The 19,910-nt window shown below is 51.4% G+C and carries 15 protein-coding genes and 1 pseudogene; 15 read left to right on the plus strand and 1 reads right to left on the minus strand.

The window, feature by feature from the left end; genetic code table 11:
- A partial coding sequence (locus AC1DWB_RS09270; RefSeq protein WP_477540838.1) for an NAD(P)/FAD-dependent oxidoreductase occupies nucleotides 1–510 on the minus strand: 510 nt, incomplete at its 3' end.
- Nucleotides 511–840: 330 nt separating this feature from the next.
- On the opposite strand from AC1DWB_RS09270, the gene AC1DWB_RS09275 reads away from it, so the two are divergent.
- The 15 genes and pseudogenes from AC1DWB_RS09275 to AC1DWB_RS09345 all read left to right on the plus strand — a co-directional run bounded on the left by AC1DWB_RS09275 (nucleotide 841) and on the right by AC1DWB_RS09345 (nucleotide 19,829).
- Entirely contained in the window at nucleotides 841–2,031 is a 1,191-nt protein-coding gene (locus tag AC1DWB_RS09275) for an NAD(P)/FAD-dependent oxidoreductase (RefSeq protein ID WP_477540769.1), read from the plus strand.
- A gap of 49 nt (nucleotides 2,032–2,080) precedes the next feature.
- Nucleotides 2,081–2,344, plus strand: a complete 264-nt coding sequence (locus AC1DWB_RS09280; RefSeq protein WP_477540770.1) for a hypothetical protein — start codon at nucleotides 2,081–2,083, stop codon at nucleotides 2,342–2,344.
- Nucleotides 2,345–2,430: 86 nt separating this feature from the next.
- A complete protein-coding gene (locus AC1DWB_RS09285) occupies nucleotides 2,431–3,855 on the plus strand; it encodes a sulfatase family protein (RefSeq protein ID WP_477540771.1) in 1,425 nt (474 codons plus the stop codon).
- A gap of 113 nt (nucleotides 3,856–3,968) precedes the next feature.
- On the plus strand, nucleotides 3,969–6,278 hold the full coding sequence (locus tag AC1DWB_RS09290; protein ID WP_477540772.1) for a cache domain-containing protein: 2,310 nt from the start codon (nucleotides 3,969–3,971) through the stop codon (nucleotides 6,276–6,278).
- 118 nt (nucleotides 6,279–6,396) lie between these two features.
- Nucleotides 6,397–7,200 (plus strand): annotated as a pseudogene (locus AC1DWB_RS09295) (lysylphosphatidylglycerol synthase transmembrane domain-containing protein); the annotation flags it as partial.
- Between the two features lie 87 nt (nucleotides 7,201–7,287).
- Complete coding sequence (locus AC1DWB_RS09300) at nucleotides 7,288–8,751, plus strand: alkaline phosphatase family protein (RefSeq protein ID WP_477540839.1); 1,464 nt, start codon at nucleotides 7,288–7,290, stop codon at nucleotides 8,749–8,751.
- Entirely contained in the window at nucleotides 8,744–9,457 is a 714-nt protein-coding gene (locus tag AC1DWB_RS09305; RefSeq protein WP_477540773.1) for a glycosyltransferase family 2 protein, read from the plus strand. Before AC1DWB_RS09300 ends, AC1DWB_RS09305 begins: the two co-directional genes overlap by 8 nt.
- Nucleotides 9,454–11,031, plus strand: a complete 1,578-nt coding sequence (locus AC1DWB_RS09310) for a hypothetical protein (RefSeq protein WP_477540774.1) — start codon at nucleotides 9,454–9,456, stop codon at nucleotides 11,029–11,031. Before AC1DWB_RS09305 ends, AC1DWB_RS09310 begins: the two co-directional genes overlap by 4 nt.
- Before the next feature lie 127 nt (nucleotides 11,032–11,158).
- The gene (locus AC1DWB_RS09315) at nucleotides 11,159–12,199 is read left to right on the plus strand and encodes a hypothetical protein (RefSeq protein WP_477540775.1); all 1,041 of its coding nucleotides are present in this window, start codon (nucleotides 11,159–11,161) and stop codon (nucleotides 12,197–12,199) included.
- A 48-nt stretch (nucleotides 12,200–12,247) separates the two neighbouring features.
- Nucleotides 12,248–13,732, plus strand: coding sequence for a stalk domain-containing protein (locus tag AC1DWB_RS09320; protein ID WP_477540776.1), 1,485 nt, complete (start codon nucleotides 12,248–12,250; stop codon nucleotides 13,730–13,732).
- Nucleotides 13,733–13,980: 248 nt separating this feature from the next.
- Complete coding sequence (locus tag AC1DWB_RS09325; protein ID WP_477540777.1) at nucleotides 13,981–14,898, plus strand: FTR1 family iron permease; 918 nt, start codon at nucleotides 13,981–13,983, stop codon at nucleotides 14,896–14,898.
- A gap of 104 nt (nucleotides 14,899–15,002) precedes the next feature.
- Nucleotides 15,003–15,773 carry a Rossmann-fold NAD(P)-binding domain-containing protein gene (locus AC1DWB_RS09330; RefSeq protein WP_477540778.1) on the plus strand — a complete coding sequence of 257 codons (771 nt, stop codon included), beginning with the start codon at nucleotides 15,003–15,005 and terminating at the stop codon, nucleotides 15,771–15,773.
- Nucleotides 15,774–16,219: 446 nt separating this feature from the next.
- Nucleotides 16,220–17,908, plus strand: coding sequence for a hypothetical protein (locus AC1DWB_RS09335; RefSeq protein WP_477540779.1), 1,689 nt, complete (start codon nucleotides 16,220–16,222; stop codon nucleotides 17,906–17,908).
- Between the two features lie 66 nt (nucleotides 17,909–17,974).
- Nucleotides 17,975–18,937: an ABC transporter permease gene (locus AC1DWB_RS09340; protein ID WP_477540780.1), complete on the plus strand. Its 963-nt coding sequence runs from the start codon at nucleotides 17,975–17,977 to the stop codon at nucleotides 18,935–18,937.
- Between the two features lie 19 nt (nucleotides 18,938–18,956).
- A complete protein-coding gene (locus AC1DWB_RS09345; RefSeq protein ID WP_477540781.1) occupies nucleotides 18,957–19,829 on the plus strand; it encodes a carbohydrate ABC transporter permease in 873 nt (290 codons plus the stop codon).
- Nucleotides 19,830–19,910 lie beyond the last annotated feature (81 nt).

The raw sequence follows: 19,910 nt of genomic DNA on the forward strand, positions 1-19,910 counted from the left end.
CATCAGGGACCAGTCAACCGCAGAATCTCCGCCTCCACTGACCAGTACTTTTTGCCCTTGAAATGCGTTCAGATCGCCGACGAAATAATGAAGGTTTTTTTTCTCGAACGATGCCGCTTCCGGAAGCTCCAATCTTCTTGGCTCGAATGCGCCCACTCCAGCTGTGATGATCACGGACTTGCATTTATGTATGCCCTTGTCCGTTACAACCTCAAAGTCCCGTTCGTCCTTCTTAATCACTTGCACGACTTTCTCTTCCAGGTGTATGCCAATCGGGAATAGCTTCATCTGCTCGCGTAGATTATCTACGAGCTCTTGAGCAGTTACTTTCGGAAAACCGGCCACGTCGTATATATCTTTCTCAGGATAGAGCGCGGACAATTGCCCTCCCAATTGCGGCATGCTTTCAATAATCTTAACTGAAGCTTGGCGCATGCCTGCGTAAAAAGCGGCAAACATGCCGGCAGGCCCACCGCCTATAACTACGATATCGGTCCGGTCCTGATTCATTTCATTAGTGGACACGCAGAACTACACCTCCGTCAGCATTAAGCAATCGCTTCTATTATAATCTCCATAGTATGGGAAAGAAAACCCCTTTGTAACAATTTACGACAAACTTTGGACAAATTATGACTTGATATTTATGGCAGATCGAGATATGATTGCAGTTGAAATCGATCTACCTATAATTGAAAATCGTGCAAAAGCCGAGACATAAATGCGGCGAATTACGTTAAAATAATAAGGAAACGATCTTTTTTGTCGCCGCTTGTGTATTTTTTCACAATACTAGAAAGAGACTACAAAAACAACGGATGGGAATGGAAGGGATCCAAGATGAGTACAGTGCCTAGAATCGTCATACTGGGAGCAGGTTACGGTGGAGTTCTGACTGCACTTCGATTGCAGAAGGAGCTTAACTACAACGAGGCAAACGTTACACTGGTAAACAAACACGATTATCATTACATTACAACGCATTTACACATGCCTGCAGCCGGCACGGATAATCCGGAAAATGCACGTGTAAGCATCTCCAAGCTGATTGACGAATTCAAGATCGATTTCGTGAAATCGACCGTTGTTCAGATCAAGCCTCAGGAGAAGAAAGTTGTATTGGAAGACGGCACGTTATCATACGATTACCTTGTCATCGGACTTGGTGGCGAATCTGAAACGTTCGGTATTCCTGGACTGGCCGATTATGCGATGAATATTCGCAGTATCAACAGCGTTCGCTTGATTCGGGAGCATATCGAATATCAATTCGCCAAGTTCAAGCGTGAACCCGACCGCAAGGATTACCTCACTTTCGTTGTTGGCGGAGCGGGCTTTACCGGGATTGAGTTCGTCGGTGAACTGGCTGACCGGATTCCAGAGCTGTGCAAAGAATTCGACGTTGATCCGGCATGGGTCAAAATTTACAATATTGAAGCGGCGCCTACGGCATTGCCGGGCTTCGACCCTGAACTGGTCGAGTACGCCATGCAGGTGCTTACGAATAAAGGCGTTACGTTCAAGATCGCTACTGCGATCAAGGAATGTACACCGGAAGGCGTACTGCTGGCTGACGGCGAAACGATCAAGTCGTCTACCGTCATCTGGACTGGCGGAATTCGCGGCAATCGTCTTGTCGAGCAAGCCGGATTCGAAGCTATGCGCGGCCGAGTGAAGGTAGATCCACAATTGCGTGTACCGGGTTATGACAATGTGTTCATTATCGGTGACTGCTCCTTGATCTTCAACGATCAAGGCCGACCGTTCCCACCGACTGCACAGATCGCCATGCAGCAAGGTATGACTACAGCAAGCAACCTGGTTGCATCGATCCGCAATCAGCCATTGAAGGAATTCAAGCCTTCCATTAAAGGAACGGTGGCGTCCCTTGGCAAGGGCGAAGCGATCGGTGTTGTTGGAACCCGCAAGCTCAAGGGCGGTACAGCCGCTATGATGAAGAAACTGATCGATATGCGCTACTTGTACATCATTGGCGGTATTCCGCTCGTGTTGAGAAAAGGCAAATTTTAATCGAGTTCTACAAATGCAATAGGGCAACATCCTGAAGGAGGCGTAGGCCGTGAGACATTGCAGTGTGCAGGTTCGCGGACTGTTGACCCGGGGAGAGCTGGACCGTTACAACGCCTTGATGGAGGTCGGTTCATACCTGGAAGGACAAACCCGTTACGATCTATCGTATATCGTTCAGAAGGAAGTCGACTTGCTCATCCAGCCCGCCATCGAACGTCTGAAGGAAAAGGGACGGGAGAGAGACCGTGCTACAGCGGAGTACCTCAGCAAGCTGCAAGCCGGTCAACTGGACGATGAGGATGATGAAGATTGAATAGAATGGAGCCTCAATCGCTTTATTAAGCGGTTGGGGCTTTTTCTAACCAATAATCCATGTTTATGGGGAAGAAGGCGTCGACGATGAGCAATGCAACTCCGAACATTTTGCTAATAACGGCAGACCAGCTAAGGTACGATTGTGTGGGTTATAGCGGAAAATACCCTGTGCACACCCCGAATTTGAATGCGCTTGCCGCGCAAAGCACGGCCTTCACGAATGCATTCTCCCATATTCCGCTCTGCTGCCCGGCCCGCCAGTCGCTTCTGCATGGCAGACGACCGGAGACATTTGGGGCGCTATGGAATTTCAGTGGTGCACTGCCGATTTCTTCCCTTCAACCAGATGCTTTCACGTGGACCCGCAGTCTTTCCGATATAGGGTATCGTTCCGGTTTTCTAGGCAAATGGGGTGTTCATCCGAAACTTGACGCGACATCATTCGGCTACGACACCTATACAGGGGAACAGGAATATCGTCGTTTTGCGGAGAACCTATATCCCCATGTTAAGTATACGAACGGTTATTTCGGCGAGACGAATCCGATTCCGTTAGAACATTCTCGTACGCATTGGTTTGCTGAGCGCACGATTGCACAGATGAAGCAGTTGCAGTCCCATGGCGATCCTTGGCATATGGCTTTGCATTTTACGGAACCCCACTTGCCATGTCGGCCATCCGGCCGGTTTGCGAACATGTATGATCCGGATTCTGTACCGGAGTGGGCCGGTTTCCGTGAGACCTTTGTTGGTAAACCGTATATTCAGCGGCAGCAGCTTCTGAATTGGGGAGTTGAGCATTACTCATGGGAGGATTGGTCACCGATCGTGGCCAGATACTATGGCATGATCAGCCAAGTGGATGAGGCGATCGGATTCGTTATGGATGCATTGGAAGAGAGCGGGGAAGCGGATAACACGATTGTCATCTTTACAGCAGACCATGGCGATATGTGCGGTTCGCATCGGATGATGGATAAGCACTATATCTTATACGACGATGTGGTTCGTGTGCCGCTGCTCATCCGGTGGAAGGACAACTGGAAGAGTGGGATACGCTGCGACCAGTTCGTATATAATCTACTAGATTTAGCCCCAACGTTGCTTGAGGTCACCGGGATTCGGTCGGAGCCAGGGCAATTACAGGGCTGTTCGCTTGTGCCGCTTCTTTCCAGAGAGCAAGATGAAATTCCGGAGTGGAGGGATGCGGTCGTCTCTACGTATAATGGACAGCAATTCGGCTTATATACGCAGCGGATGATTCGTACGGACCGTTGGAAATACATCTGGAACCCGACCGATACGGATGAGCTCTATGATCTGCATGAGGATCCGGCGGAGCTTATCAATTGTATCCTTGAACCACATGTAGCCGAGCAAGTTTCTGAATTGCGCCGCAGATTATATGAACAACTCGCCGTTGATGGTGACGGGCTTGTCAGCAACGAGTGGATGCGGAGGCAATTGCTGAACGGGACGAAGGTAATTCCCTCAGCGCCGCCAATCTGAACTCCACACGCCAAGGCTACAGGTACTTGTCAGCGCTCCCATTGACAGCGGAACGTAACGATGCAAAAATATGTATACATGTATACAAGTTGTCCGTGAAATGGGGGGAGAACATGAAGTACTTTCGCGGGTTAGCTGCTAGGCTGACTTTCAAACGAAAGCTGCTTGCTGTCATTGTCATCTTAAGTATCGCACCAATCCCTCTGTTCGGCCTATTTTCCTACTATACCGTTTCGCGCAGTGTGAAGGATGAAGTTGACCGCAACCACCAGATGATTCTGAACCAGATTGAACAGCACGTGGACGCCTTTCTGCAAAGTTTAGGGAAATCGTCACTTGAAATCGCTTCCAATCCGACTGTAGAACAGTCCATGCGTCTTGGGGTTTCCATTGATCGGTATTTGACCCAATCGCTCGATATGATGGATTCGCTGCAGAAGTACCGGAGCTTATCCGATATAGGCTTCGACATCTCTATCGTATACAGTCAATTCGGCAAAGTGTATTCCAACCGATACGGATATATCGATCTCTCTAATTTCCCATACCGCGAGATTGTGCTGAACAGCCCTTTGAAGTATAACGGCTTTGTCGTCGTGTCCCCGAATTCGTATGCGAATCAGAACGAGATTCTGATCGTCAGACCTGTTCCGGCTACCAGTTTCCCAGGGATCGGATCTTTGTTCCTTCATGTAAATCCGAATAACTTGACCGATTTCCTGAAGCAGTTGAACATCGGGGAGAAGATCCTGTTCATCTTCGACGAGAACGGCAAAGTAGTAGCCGGTAGTAATGCCAATGCGGGGGAAGCGGACTTGGCAGCATCGGTCAAGCTGTACGAATACTGGTCGCACAGCACTATGGGACCGAATCAAATCCGCTTCGACAACAAGGAATATGACTTGTCTGCGATGCGGTCATCTGTAACGAACTGGACGTATGTCACGATGACACCGACGGCTGAGTTGAACCGGAAGCTGAACAATATCGAGAATGCAACATGGGGGATGGTCGCTCTGCTGTCCAGCATCTGGATCGTGCTGGCGTATGCAGGCTCGAACCGATTGTATGATCCGATCCAGCGGTTGCTGTCCGTGTTCAGTTCGCAGCCAACGGGTCGCAGCGACGCGATTCAGACGCTAGATCAGACGATGCGCCAGATGATGGCAACGAACAAGCAGCTACAGGTACGTCTCGGGGAGCAACTCCCGTACTGGCGAGAGGGCTTGTTTCTTCGCTTGCTGCGAGGAGACATGTCGGACAAGGAATTCAGGCTTCAGATGGAGCAATATGGAATTCCACTAGAGGGGATCTGGTTCTATGTCTGTATCGTCGAAGTAGACCGCATCGTCCAATTCCAGCAAATGTATAAGGAGAAAGATCGTTCGCTGATCGTCTATGCGCTTAGTAAAGTGATCGAAGAGATCAGTACCGACAAATATTCCAGTGTTACGGTCATTCCTCGCTCCGGACAGTTCGCTCTTATGATCGGAACCGAGACCCTGAAGGAGGAGACGAATCAGGCGGTACGCGGCATATGCGATGAGATACGCAGCAAGGTGGGGCAATACTTCCAATTCACTGTCTCCGTCGCTATGAGCGGGGCCAAGAGGGACTATACGGGCTTGGTTGATTGCTATCAGGATGCTATGTCCTTGATGGGGTATCGCATGCTGCTGGGAACGAACGTAACGATTGCGCAAGATGATGTCGCGTCATCCGTGAAGCAGTCCAGTCAGCCGCTCATCGAATCGCAGAAAATGATTATGAGCAGCATTGCGCAGGGAGATTTCGACTTGGCTGCAGTGCGGTTGTCAGGGTTGATTCAGCTAGTCCCCCGTTCGGTGCCGAACAAAGAGACGGCGCTTGCCCTGTTCGCTTACTTGATCGGAGAAATTGACGGCTTCATCCATGATCTCGGCTACGAGCTGGAAGATTTCTTCGAATTCGACTTGTACCTGGCGCTCTACGCGCTCAGTTCGCTGGAAGATGTGGAGCGCTGGCTGAACGGAACCGTATTCCAGACGATTCAGGACAAGCTCGAGACGATGCAGATCGGCAAGCAGAAGCGGCTTATGCACCAGGTGCTGGCTTACATTCATGAACGGTACGACCAGGACTTGTCCTTGCAAGGAGTTGCCGATCACTTCCAAGCATCAACCGGCCAGATCGGTCGGGCATTCAAGGAAGAGTTGGATACGAATTTCAGCCAATATATTATTCAGTATCGGGTGAACAAGGCTAAGGAATGGCTGCTGCATACCGATATGCCGATCAAGGAAATGACCGAGCGGTTGCGGTATACGACCGTGCATAACTTTACGCGGATTTTTACCAAGACCGTTGGTGAGTCCCCAGGGCAGTATCGCAAGAAATTCCGGGAACCGCAGGAGGATGACACGGAGTCCCAAATAAATCATTGACGGGCTACCTTTTACCCTCTATACTTACACTGATAATCGTTCTCATTGATTATGAATCACTAGAGAAGGTAGCAATGGCATGGTATGGAAGAAATGGTTTATTCGCTTTGTAGCGATTATGCTCGTATCGAGTTCGATCTGGTTGACGTGGCGATGGTTCGACTCAAGCGTCTGGCTGAGCGATATGAAGCTGTTAGCCGGGCAACCGCTCTGGCTGATATTCATGTTCACCGTCTACTTGGGTTCCTTTCTGTTGAAGACCGCTGCATGGCGTATGTATACAGGTGCTCACGTCAAGTTTAGTATATTGTTCCACGCCATCAGCTACAGCTTGCTTGTGAACCATTTGCTCCCGGTGAAAGTTGGCGATGCGGTCCGCTCCGGCGTGTATATGAAGCATTCCGGTACGTCCTGGGATGAAGCCCTTCATTCTGTTGCGGTCATGCGCCTGCTGGATATGCTCGTCCTTGGAGCGATTGGGGGAACTGGCATCCTGAGTCTGGGCTTGTCTTCCTCCTGGATTTGGATTACACTTCTGGCTGGCGGAGCTGGGGTGCTGGCAGTAGCCCGCTATGTGCCGTTCATTCGCAACATCGCCTTCGTAAGGAAGCACTCCGATTATTTTCAATCCAGGATGCTGTCTGGTCAAGGCTTGTGTATATTGGCTCTGATCACTCTCAGCTGGGTGATGGAGGCAGGGGTTATTTATGCGGTAGCAAAAATGCTGGCTCTGCCATTAGGAGGAGCTTCGCTTATCTGGGTGAATAGCATGACCATCGCCGGTCAAATCTTTCATATTACACCAGGCGGTATAGGAACATACGAAAGTACGATGAGCGGATCGCTCACATTGCTGGGTGTTACGGGTGAACAAGCGTTTCAAGCTGCGCTCGTGTCGCATACATTCAAATTCGGATTTGCTTATGTAATCGGGGCTTACTCGTTCGTTCGTCTACCGTTGAATTGGCGGGAGATGAGAAGGTGGATCATGGTAAGGAAGGATAATGAGATGAAAAAAGCTTCTTCGTTTGAAATTATAGCTGCCCGCTGCTGGAATATGTTGAATGAGGGTAAGCCGTTCACACCGATCTTCGTGGTCGGCGTCTTTCTGCTCTATCATTGCGGTTCATGGACGGACTCCCATTTCTGGAGCTCTGCGGGTCTGGGGCTACTCGTGACGCTCCCCCTGTTCGTTATTTACTATTGCTTCGACTTTCCCTTATTCTTGCGAAATTATTTGTGGTTCCCCCTTATCGCCGCCATCCTTATATGGGATCGATCGGATATGGGGCTGTACGTACTAGCACTCGCACTATTCTACTTTTTCACTGTCTATTTCTGGGGAACGTTCTACTACCATTTGCGGATCGGTACGACGTGGTGGAATTTCACCCGATTCTGGAAACTCGTGCTTAAGAACAGTGACTCGACAAGTGGAAATGCTCAGGAGCAAATGCCGAAGTTCCTGCTGCTGCTGTTCGTCTGGAATCAGTACACCGGCCAATTCGGATCAAGTGTATCGGCTGATGTATGGACCGTTCTGCTGTTCGCCGCTTGCGTATGGCTATATAGCTATATACTGCACCGCAATTTGTTCGATTGGAAGCCAGCTGAGATACCTACTTACACCCGAGATACGTTCGCAGGGGCCGGGCATTCGCTTCAGGCAATTAATAAGAAAGTAATCGTGATTGTGATCGACGGGATGCGCAAGGAGCGGTTCGAAGATGCAGATGCGCCGTTCCTGAAGAAGCTGCGGGCAGAAGGTACGGAATACTCGCAGATGGAAACCGTGTACCCTGCCCGTACGGTGGTCTGTTTCTCCTCCATGTTCACGGGCACATATCCGCGGGAACATGGCATTCGCTCCAATATGGTATGGAGACTGGGTATTCGCGTAGAGAGCATCTTCGACTCGCTGCGTAAGGTCGGCCGCAAAGGCCGGCTGCTCGGGATCGCCCATCTGATCGATTCGATGGGGGACGATGTCGAGAGCGTAACCGCGGTCATGCATAATGATGTAGCCGACCGCAACATCATCGAGCGGGCCAAGAAGATTATGGAGGAGCAGAACCCGGATCTGTTAGTCGCCCAGCTGATCGGCGTCGATCAGACGGGGCATAGCCGCGGTGTTCTGTATGAGGATTACACACGCAAGATCGCGGAAGCGGACCGCTTGATCGAACAATTCGTCAGTTGGCTGGAAAGCCGGGGCATGATGGACAATACGACGCTTATCATATGCGCCGATCATGGCCAGGCGGACGGCATCGGAGGGCACGGACATCTGGATGAAGGAGAACGTTATGTCCCGTTCTTCCTGCATGGACCGACGATCCGACCGGGGCACCGGATCGATGACAAGCATTCGCTCGTCTCGATGGCTCCGACCCTGGCATACCTACTAGGTGCGCCATTCCCAAGCCACAGCCGCGGACCCGTATTGACGGAGGCGTTCAAACCGCATGAGTAAATCGAAAATCATCGTATTCATGCCCGCGCATAACGAAGAGGACAATATTGGCGGTGTCATTGACCGCGTTCCACGGCAGTTTCACCCTGACTACGAGGTAGAGGTACTCGTCATAGACGACGGGTCGACAGATCGCACCGTCCGGATGGCCAAACTGGCGGGGGCGGACCATATCGTCTCCTTCCCGCGTAATCAGGGACTCGGAGCAGCCGTGCGTGAAGGGCTGAAGCAATGCTGCGCGTTAGGAGCGGACATCGGCATTATGATTGATGCCGACAACGAGTATCCGCCGGAGCAAATTCCCGATGTACTGGCCCCGATTATAGAGGGACGTGCGGACTATACGTTCGGCTCGCGGTTCAAGGGCCACATTCAGGGAATGAAGCTGCACCGCAGGTTGGGCAATTATACATTTACGCTGTTGCAGATGCTGTTGCTGCGCAAGTGGATATATGACGGGCAGTCGGGCATGCGCGGCTTTTCCCGTGACGCTATGGACAATGCCCGCATTATTCATGACTACAACTATGCGCAGGTGCTTACCCTAAATTTGATTCGGCAAGGATATAGGCTGGAGGAAGTGCCGATCTCCTACCAAGTGCGTACGAAGGGACAGTCGTTCATTAAGTTCAGGCAGTATGTGACGTCGGTACTCCCGGCCATATACCGGGAGATGAGGAGTCCGGTCGGACGACGTGATCGATGAGAATGATAAGAACGATAAGACCCTGTGTGTTTTATACTTCGATCGCAGTATTCGCTGCGGTTGCAATCGTCGCTAGTGCAGCAATCAGTCTGTATTACGCCAGTCCGTTCGCCCGTACGTGGGATGAGGTTGACTTCGCCTTGGCGCTCGATCGGTACGATCTTCTGGCCATGCAGCCGCACTTCCCAGGGTACCCGTATTTTATCCTGGGCGGTTGGCTCGTACACCGTTGGGTGCAAGACCCCGTACAGGCGCTGACGATATTCAATATCTTGACCGCACTGAGCTCAGCCGTCCCGATGACGCTGCTGGCTCGTCGTCTGACAGCCAGCCGGGCACGAAGCCTCTTGCTGCCTGCTCTCGTCTTGACCAGCCCTTACATATGGCTCATGTCCGCCCGTCCGATGTCGGAATGTGCGGGAATGGCTATGCTCTGGTGGTTTCTGTGGAGTGTTCGCTACGCAATGGACCGACCTGCCTCCATGAGCCGTCATGTCGTTCCGCTCATGATGTTCGGATTTCTGATGGGCACGCGGCTGTCGTTCTTTCCGTTCGGGCTGGCTCTGCTGCCATTGTGGATCGCACTGTACTGCGCAGGTTCCAGCACGTTGAACAAATGGGCGAGGCTTGGGTACTCCGCGGCCGTGACAATCGTGTTCCAATTGATCTGGGTTGCTGGATTAGTGTTATCGGAAGGGACGTTGTCCGGCTTCTGGAAGCTGTCGATCGCGTTCGTGAACGGCCATTTCTCCGAGTGGGGCGGAGGAGTAATCTCCATCCCGATGCCGATCGGGGAACGAGTGATCCGTCTTCTGGGCTACAATTTTACAGGTTCGGCACTTGTTGGGGGCTCGTCTGTCATTGGAGCGCTACTGGTGCTTGTGCTAATAATGGCTATTGCACGTTGGATGATAACCAGGCAAGACGGTACGGGTGATGCAGAACTCGGCAAAAGCAACATTAGGTTCTGGGCATGGTTGGCCGGAAGTGTTGTGCTCTACACGTGTTGGGCGCTATTCGGACAAAATATCGAGAAGCCTCGCCATATCGTACCTATCGTCGCGCCGATTCTATTAGGGCTGTATGCGATTGCGTCGCGGTCGTCTTCACGGAGGTGTGACCCGCAGCGCATTTCCGGGAAGGCTCTTCGTCTGCTGACATCGCCTGACGTACTCCATTCGCTGCTAGCCGTATTGATAGTGTTCCAACTCGTGTATGGAGCGCAACTCTTGAAACGACAAGCGACCGAGGAGCCTGCTGTATATCAGCTTCATCGTTATGCGAGTCAGCTGAACGAACCGTTCGTGTTGTTTACTTGGGAAGAAACGAGAATGCTGCAATATTGGGACGCCAAGTACGAGCATCAGCGGATCTATACGTACGGGTATTTTCAGGCTATAGCTGATGCTGATCCGAGCAGGCGTATTTTGTTGACTGACCACGTGATTCGGGGCTTTGAGCAGCAAGGTAGACCGGTTCGCGAGCAGGTGCGACTAATTGCTGAATTCAAGTCAGAGACGCTATTCGACCCTGCATATGCGAACATTGAACTGTATGAATGGGTGAAGAAGTAGGAGTTGGATCGGCAGTGGAAACGATATAAGAAATTGCGGGAAAAAAATGGTTGACAAACGTTATGATAATGATTATCATTACCGTTGGATATGTAATAACATCACAGACAACTGAAGAGGTGAAACGATGAAACAATGGCTTGCAGCCGGTATCATTGTGGTACTTACGGTTTTGTACATATGGCCTTCCTCCGCACAAGCCTATTCATATGGGGATGCGAATACGGAGGATATTGCCGAGACATTCAAGCTGATTGAAACGAGTGTTGGAAACGGAGCGAACGGTTGGAGTGCAGCGGAAGAAGCGTACAAGGTACGTCGATCCGAGATCGTATCACACTTCGGTGAAGAGGTAGCCGTTACGCTGGACGCCAATTTCAAGGCTAAGGATAATAAGCTGGTGGTTGCGAATTTCAAGGGAGTGCTGGTCATGAACCTGGACAGACGGTTCAACTATGCGACCAATGCGCTGAATGATTACGCAGAAGCCAAGTTGCTGCTTGCGAAGGCCAAGGCCACGTTCGATACGTTGGCGCCTTACGTAGGGAAAGATTCGGCTGACCTCAATAAAGCATTCGACGCCGCGCTCGACGCGTTAGGCAATCCCGGGTTGTTCGGCGTCGGGAAGAAAGCGGTACAACCTGAAGTGTTCAAGGAGAAGGTCGGGTTCATCTATGATAAGGTGAAACCGCTATTCCCTTACAAGGCCACTTCCGCAAGTGAACCGACACCTACGGCAGCACCGCCTGTCACAGCACCGCAGGAAACGCCGAAGGCGGAAGTGCCAGCTGTCGTCAAGCCAGAGCCGCAGGCTACGGCTGGGAAACCGGAAGATGCGAAACCCGTCACCACGAGCCAACCAGCGGTCACAGCGGCTCCAACGCCTGCTGGCGAGGTGAAGGCATCCGAGACGCCTGCCGCGACTGCGAGCGCGTCGCCATCGGCCACACCTGGCGCCACAGTGTCGCCGACATCGATGCCTGCCGCGACGTCCAAACCTGCGGAAGCGTCCGGCGCAAGCCAGAACGCAGTCAAGGATGCCGCTGCACATGCTCCGATGGAGCGATCCAACAAGACGAATCCGTTTGTTAGTGTAGGCGTGATTGGCGGCGTCATTGTGGTGGCAGGGGCAGGCTTCTGGTTAGCCCGCAAGAAGAAATGGATATAATGTCGCCCTATGCGACTACTATGATATATAGAGAGGGAGAAATGAATCATGCGTAAACAATTCGTTGCACTTGCACTAAGCACCATGCTAGCGGTATCAAGCGTTGCTACATTCTCATCCGTCGCTTTTGCAGAGAGCAAGTTCCACATTACCGAGGATAAGACTGTTGCAGAACGTGTTCAGGCATTTACCGATATTAAGGCGCTGTTCACAGAGAAGACTGATCTCGCAGCCGTTAAGAAATTGTACATCGAGAAGTTTCAAGCCGAAGTGAAGCGGATCGATACCACGATTAAGGCTGATGACCCGAAGATCGAAGAAAACTTGCTGCTCGTTCTGGACGCTGCGATTAAGGGCGAGCTCAAGGCGGATCAAGCGAAGCAAGCGGTTGATAAAGGGCTGCAATGGTATTTTTATTTCTTCATCCGTGACCAAATGAACAATCAAGTGCGTCCTTTGCTGACTAAGGGTGATATTGCCGGAGCTACAGCTGCGTTTGATAAAGTCATTCAAGTGTACGAAGGCGTTACACAAAGTACGGTTGATAAGCGCGACCAAAAGTACGGCATTGATATGGTTGGCATATTGAAAGGAACGATCGAGCAAATCCAGAAGGACATTAAGGATGGCAACGTCGACGACTTCAATGTCCACCGTCAAATTCTCGACAAAACGATTATTAAAGTGTACACGCTCGCTACGTTGACTTATGCGGAGAGCATCCCGACCAAGGCAGCGGCTGATCAAGCGACAGCAATGACGGAAGGTTACTTTCTGTATATGCCGGTGTATACATACCTGAGAGGCGGCAGCATTGCAGATGCTAACGCGATCAAGGATGCTTTCGCATCAGGTGACGCTAGCCAGATTAACTTCACGAAGATTCAAGATCAACTGCAACGTACTTATATCGGTAAGGTGTCCGAATACGTCAACCAGGCGTTCACGAAGCTGGAAGCCGGCGACCTGCAAGGTGCACGCGGTTATGCCGCAGAGGGCAGCATGTTCCTAGTCGGCCAGGAAGTATTCCTGGGCAAAGAAAAGTATGATGCAGCGCTTGAAGTTGCAGGCAAATTCGTTGAAGCTGTTGACAAGTCAGACCTTGCTTCGGCTAAGAAATACGGCTTCGACATTCTCAAGTATTTGGTAGTGAAGGATGGAACTTCCCTGAAGATCGGCAGCACGGACTATCAAGTAGACGGAGCAAGCTTTAAGGCCGAGAATGCGCCGTTCATCAACGCCCAGAGCAGCCGTACATTGGTTCCGGTTCGTCCAATCGCCCAAGCGATCCAAGCGGAAGTGGAGTGGGTAGACGCTACTAAGAAAGTCATCATCACGAAAGACGGCAAGAAAACGGAGCTTACCGTAGGATCGGATCAAATCGTGCAAAACGGTGAGATCAATGACAAAGTGAAGCTGGATCAACCCGTTGAGATCGTAAATGGCAGCTCGTTCATTCCACTTCGTGCAGTAGCAGAGCTGTTCGGCAAGCGCGTATTCTTCGAAAATGGCGAAATCGTCATTCTTCGATAAGAAGATCGGAATTATGGAGGACACCTGTGCCTGCTAGGCGCAGGTGTCCTTCTAGTGTGCCCCTTTTTAATTGGACGTCCATAAACCTTTAAATCCTGTTTCAGCCACACCTGAAGATTATCGGGTGAAGCAATAGACGATAGCGGCTAAGCACCATATGCAGCAGGGTGATACACCATTCAGGTTGGTGGGTTAAGTTCAGGGGTTTCCGCAAATTACTTTGTGGGCAATGAAAGGGTGGGGAACAGGTGGATTTACAGGCATTCTTAATTACGTTTCGTGAAGCGCTGGAAGCGATTCTCATTGTCGGCGTGATCCTGACGTATTTGTCCCGTATTGAAATGACGCGCTGGAACAAGTGGGTGTGGGTCGGTGTAGTCCTGGCTCTGGTCGTCAGTTATGGATTGGCGCTGGCATTCCAGATCTTATTCACCGGCTTCGCCTCCATGGGCAGTCAAAATTATTTGAAAATCGGCATCATGCTAGTATCAACTGGATTGCTAACCCACATGATCATGTTCATGGGCAAACAGAGTAGTGAGCTGCAGGGGAAGGTACAGAGCAAGATTGCCCAGATTCTTACCGTTGGCGGCGCGATCAACATGGTCGTGCATTCATTCCTAGTCGTCGTTCGGGAAGGCGTGGAGACCGTGTTCTTCTTCGCAGCGATTACGGGCGGCGATATTCAGAAGGCGCTGCAGAGTTGGGGTGCACTCGGAGGGCTTATCCTGGCGCTTGTAGTCGGGTTGCTGTTCTTCAAGGGGACTAAGCGAATCAAGCTGCGCACGTTCTTCCGGGTGACAAGCGTCTTCCTGATGATCATCTCGGCCGGATTGTTCGTGCAAGCGATCGGCATTATGCAGGATCTGGGCATGTTAGGCAGCCTGTACCGCACAGCTGGTAATGAAGTCGGGGAAATCTACAACATTACCGCATTGATGCCGGAGCATCCGATCGATGAGGTCCAGTATATTCGGGATACAGGCAATACACCGCTCATTAATGGACAAGTCGGTATCTTCATGAAAGCATTCCTCGGGTATACGCAGAATCCGTCTTTGGAAGAATTTGTGCTATACTGGTGTTACTATTTGCTAGTGCTCGTACTGCTGGCTGTACAGAAGAAACGTCATGAGAAACAATCGGAAGTTAATACCAGTGCCTAGCAGGAAGGCAATCAAGCGAGCAGGGCTTACTTCGCGATTGACAACAAGCCCACATTTCGCATGTGTATCCATGTGCGAATTGTGGGACGAGGAGCGGATGAGAGATGAGATTAGGCATCGTTGGGTATGGTCATGTAGGTAAAGCGATGCACGCGATATTTCCGGGCGCCGCGGTATATGATGAGCCGCTGCGGATGGGAATCCGGGCGGACGTGAACGACTGCGACGTTGTGTTCATTTGCGTTCCTACACCTGCGCTGCCTGACGGCTCCTGTGATACATCCATCGTCGACGAGGTGATCGGCTGGTTAGCTGCGCGAGTTATCGTCATTCGCTCGACCGTCCCTGTCGGGTATACGGACGGACAGGTTCAGAAGACGGGCAAGCGCATCGTGTTCCAGCCGGAATATTACGGAGAGACCGTCGATCATCCATTCGCCGACTTGAAGTCACGAACATGGCTGACCTTCGGTGGTTCTTCTGATGATGTCGCACCTGTTATTCATGCTTACCAGCAGGTGTACAACGCCGAGGTGAAGATCAGGCGGACCGATACGAGGACAGCGGAGCTGGCCAAGTACATGGAGAACTGCTATTTGGCACTTAAGGTGACGTTCTGCAACGAATTCTACGATATATCGCAGGCGCATGGGATTGATTATAATGAGCTGCGCGAAGTGTGGCTGGAAGACCCGCGAATCGGCAGAAGCCATACGTTCGTCTACGAAGATAATCGCGGCTACGGGGGCAAATGCTTGCCGAAGGATGTCAGCGCCCTGATCGGCATGGCGAAGGAAAAGGACGTGAATGTTGAGCTGATGCGCTCTGTGCAAGCGAAGAATGCTGCTATTCGGGCGGATACGGACCCCAGTTAGCTCTAACCACCCCACCCTATCCAAACTATATAACACTGCCCAAACCCTGACTGGTTCCCAGTCAGGGTTTTTCTGTGATTCAGAATGATTAACTTCGCTGATTGTTCATCATTTCGGCAAACGCACGGCGTCAAAGGACGCCGTTAGGTGTTTATCCTTGGCTGAATTATCGCTCCTCCGTCAATCTTTCCTCCATCGCTTGCGGTACGCAGGGTACAACTCATGAGGCTTGTGCATCGGACGGCCATGGCATACGCTGCCCCTAATAGAGCACCGTGGCTTGCTACAGTGGGATTTTGGAAGGCTTTTATCCCGATCCTCGGGCTTTTATCTTTTTACTCGGGGGGCCAAATGAAGAGATAATTGCGGATAAAACCAGATCCGTGGTTGTATGGAATAGCCACGCAGTAACAATTAATAAGCAGTTCCATAGGAGGGTCACTACAATGTCAAATAGTGAACGTTCAACCGCAGCAAAGGTCCTCACTTCCGCGGAAGTGTCAGATTGGTTCGCCGAGAATGTAGCAGCCGAGTTCCACAAGTTCGATCCGGTTACAGGACGATTCATGGAAGGTGAAGGCTGGGCCGTTACACTTCAGGACATCATGCTGTGCATGGCTTATGTATACAAGACAGACTATCCGGGCAATCGGCTCTACCAGGACGCACAATTATTAGAGAAGATCGGTCGGACCGGAGACGCATTACGTGATTTCCAATATCCTGACGGCAAGGTCGAATTCGTCAAGGTTGACGGGTCCAAGTGGGGTCCCATCTATATGCCATGGTCGATGTATCACTGGCTGGAAACGTACCGCATGATGGAGGCCGATCTTGACGATTCACGCCTGGCTCGTTGGCGCGAAGGGCTGCTATTAGCGTATGAAGGCATCGATCGTGAAATGCGCGAATCGCTAGCCCGCCTGGAAGACGACCCTACCGTTCATGTCGTTCATAACATCCCTACATGGGATGCCATGGCCCTGCACCGCGCAGCGCAAGTCTTCCACCGGCAAGAATGGCAGCAGACGGGCGAAACGATGATCCGGCTGACGCTGGAAGCGCAGCACGAAGATGGCTTCTGGGCTGAACACCATGGGCCAACGACGTTGTACAACACGGTCTACATTCACGCTTTGGGCTTGTATCATCGCCACAATGGTGAGATCGACGTATTGCCTGCGATGGAGAAGGCGCTCCGCTTCCATGAGCGGTTCACTTACCCAGATGGGGCAAAAGTAGAGACGGTGGATGGTAGAACGAAGTACCATGCCGAACCAAGCCCGATGGGACTAGTAGGATTGACGCTTGTACCACGCGGGGAAGCCTATGCACGCAGTATGATCCAGCTCGCCATACGGCAGAACGTTCGCTGGAAGGGCCCTCATATGGCTGATCTGCTGCAATATTGGAACGTACAGCAGGAATCGGCAAGCGAAGAGCAATCACTGTTCGAACAAGATAACGTCGCAGAAGAACTGGCATGCTCCATTATGGTGAAGCAGCAGGGCTGGTATGCATGCTTGAGTGCATTTGCAGCCAAGAAGGTGGAATCCCGTTGGGGACAAGACCGGCAAAGCTTCATCGGTATATGGCAGGAGAAATCCGGATTGATCGTAGGCGGCGGCAATTCCAAGGAGCAGCCGGAGTGGAGCACGTTCGAGTTGAAGACAGCTGACGGAGGTCATTACTATGTGCCGGATGCCGGGCAGATCGATCTCGACAAGCGTGAAGCTAAGCTAACATGTGGACCGCGTACGCTTAGTGTCCGGCTGCAATCGATCGAGCGTGATCGCCTACAGCTCGAATTCGATGCCGATGTAACGGCAGGGGATGAAGGGGTTGTGCATATTCCGCTCAAACTGCATCTCGACCACCCGATTCGAAGCGATGCCGGCCAAGATATGGCGGTCACGGATCAAGAACTAGTGCTGAGCGGGGAGCAAGGTCGACATAACATTCGCCACGGGAATTGGCAGTTGGAGATCGATGGGCCGTACCGCTTGGAGTGGCCGTCTTATCCATTCAATCCTTACGCTGCTGACGGTGCAGCACATCTCGAGGAAGCGGTAGCGGTATTAACCTTGCCACTTGGTGTCGGAACGATCCGCACACTCTCGATTGTCGTGGTCTGAATCGGCCCGCATTTTTATTGAATACCAGGCAAGCGCTGTCATTATTAACTTTTTGGGAGGGATACCATGTCGCAACCTGCTCCAACTACACCGCGTATCTCGGGTGCTCCTGTCTCTGCCAGCCGCAAAGTAGCTATGAAAATATGGCGAGATCGGTTCCTCTATTTCCTGGTGTTGCCCGGTCTTCTGTATTTCATCATCTATCGCTATATTCCTATGCTAGGCATGATTATTGCGTTTCAGGATTATAGCCCGTTTCTCGGCTTCGGTGGCAGTGAATTTGTCGGCTTCCATCACTTCGAGCGGATATTCTCCGAGCCCGACGTCGTCCGTGTGCTTTGGAACACGCTGTACTTGTCTTTTCTACAGATTTTGTTCGCCTTTCCCGCGCCAATCGTGCTGGCGATCTTACTGAACGAAGTACGCAGTCAACTGTACAAGCGGCTCATTCAGACGGTCGTGTATTTGCCCCACTTCCTGTCGTGGGTCATCGTCGTAGGTCTATTCTTCATCTTCCTGCGTTCGAACGGGATTATTAACCGAATTCTGCAAGTGTACTTCGGGTTCGATATGCCGGTCGATTTCTTGACTGATCCGGACTTCTTCCGCCCGCTTATCATCATCCAGGTTATCTGGAAGGAAATTGGCTGGGGAACGATCATCTTCCTCGCCGCTCTCGCTGGAATTAACCCCGACTTGTACGAGGCAGCTATTGTGGATGGCGCCAGCCGCTGGAGGCAAATCTGGCACATTACGCTGCCCGGGATTCGCGCCACGATTGTGATCCTGCTCATCCTTCGACTGGGGAACGTGCTGGATAGTGGGTTCGAGCAAATATTCCTCATGTTGAACGCCTTCAATATGGAGATTGGGGATGTACTCGATACGTTCGTCTACTACAAAGGAATTCAGCAGTCGGACTATAGCTTCGCAACGGCGGTCGGGATGTTCAAAGGGATAGTCGGGCTCGTTCTTGTAGGCGGCGCCAACTACTTAGCCAAGAAATTTGGCGAAGAAGGCATTTACTAACACGAAAGCGAGGCCACCTATGAAATACAAATCACTCTCCGACCGACTGTTCGATTCGCTGAATTATTTGTTTCTGCTCTTGCTCGCGATTTCCATGCTGCTTCCGTTCCTATACATCTTCTCCGTGTCATTCACTACCTTTGATGAATTTTTGAAAAGCGAAATATTGCTCTGGCCCAAAGTATGGGTAACCGATGCGTATACCTACATTCTTAACTCCAAGCCGTTCGTACGAGCGATGGGGATGACGGTGTATCTGACCGGTGTCGGAACGATTGTCAACCTGTTATTCACGGCATCAATGGCCTATGCGCTTTCACGTCGTATATATGGGCAGCGGCTTATGATGTTCATGGTCTTGTTCACGATGCTGTTCTCGGCCGGGATGATTCCGACGTATCTCATGGTTAAGGCGACAGGGCTGCTCGACTCTATCTGGGCGCTCATTCTCCCGGCTGCCATTGGTCCGTTCAGTCTAATCGTCGTCCGACAATTCTTCCTGAACATTCCGTCGGAATTGAATGAAGCTGCCGTTATGGACGGGGCCAACGAGTTCCGGATATTCTGGCAAATCGTATTGCCGCTATCGAAGCCGGTGCTAGCTGCGTTCGGACTGTTCTACGCGGTAGGACATTGGAACACTTATTTCGGCGGGATTCTGTATCTGAATGATCCCAGGCAGTGGCCGATCCAAGTGATCTTGCGGCAGATCGTCATTCAGAGCGATGCTAACGCCCTGGGTACTGCCCAGATGATGCTGGACAATCCGCCACCGCCGGAGACGATCCAGATGGCCGCGATTCTGGTCGCCACCTTACCGATTCTGATCGTGTATCCGTTTCTGCAAAAACATTTTGCGAAAGGGGTGATGGTGGGGTCGATCAAGGGGTAGCGGGGGTTGAAGAGGCACTCCGAAGGGCATTCCGAAGGGGAGAGAGGGTTCCGACCGCTGTTGAAATTCCGTCACCAGGAT

It is taken from the genome of Paenibacillus sp. P4_E11, from assembly GCF_056401635.1.

Coding starts and splice junctions, on each gene's coding strand:
- AC1DWB_RS09300 (WP_477540839.1), top strand. CDS start 7,288: ATGAAAAAAGCTTCTTCGTTTGAAATTATAGCTGCCCGCTGCTGGAAT.
- AC1DWB_RS09345 (WP_477540781.1), top strand. CDS start 18,957: ATGAAATACAAATCACTCTCCGACCGACTGTTCGATTCGCTGAATTAT.
- AC1DWB_RS09340 (WP_477540780.1), top strand. CDS start 17,975: ATGTCGCAACCTGCTCCAACTACACCGCGTATCTCGGGTGCTCCTGTC.
- AC1DWB_RS09335 (WP_477540779.1), top strand. CDS start 16,220: ATGTCAAATAGTGAACGTTCAACCGCAGCAAAGGTCCTCACTTCCGCG.
- AC1DWB_RS09310 (WP_477540774.1), top strand. CDS start 9,454: ATGAGAATGATAAGAACGATAAGACCCTGTGTGTTTTATACTTCGATC.
- AC1DWB_RS09275 (WP_477540769.1), top strand. CDS start 841: ATGAGTACAGTGCCTAGAATCGTCATACTGGGAGCAGGTTACGGTGGA.
- AC1DWB_RS09320 (WP_477540776.1), top strand. CDS start 12,248: ATGCGTAAACAATTCGTTGCACTTGCACTAAGCACCATGCTAGCGGTA.
- AC1DWB_RS09315 (WP_477540775.1), top strand. CDS start 11,159: ATGAAACAATGGCTTGCAGCCGGTATCATTGTGGTACTTACGGTTTTG.
- AC1DWB_RS09290 (WP_477540772.1), top strand. CDS start 3,969: ATGAAGTACTTTCGCGGGTTAGCTGCTAGGCTGACTTTCAAACGAAAG.
- AC1DWB_RS09285 (WP_477540771.1), top strand. CDS start 2,431: ATGAGCAATGCAACTCCGAACATTTTGCTAATAACGGCAGACCAGCTA.
- AC1DWB_RS09330 (WP_477540778.1), top strand. CDS start 15,003: ATGAGATTAGGCATCGTTGGGTATGGTCATGTAGGTAAAGCGATGCAC.
- AC1DWB_RS09305 (WP_477540773.1), top strand. CDS start 8,744: ATGAGTAAATCGAAAATCATCGTATTCATGCCCGCGCATAACGAAGAG.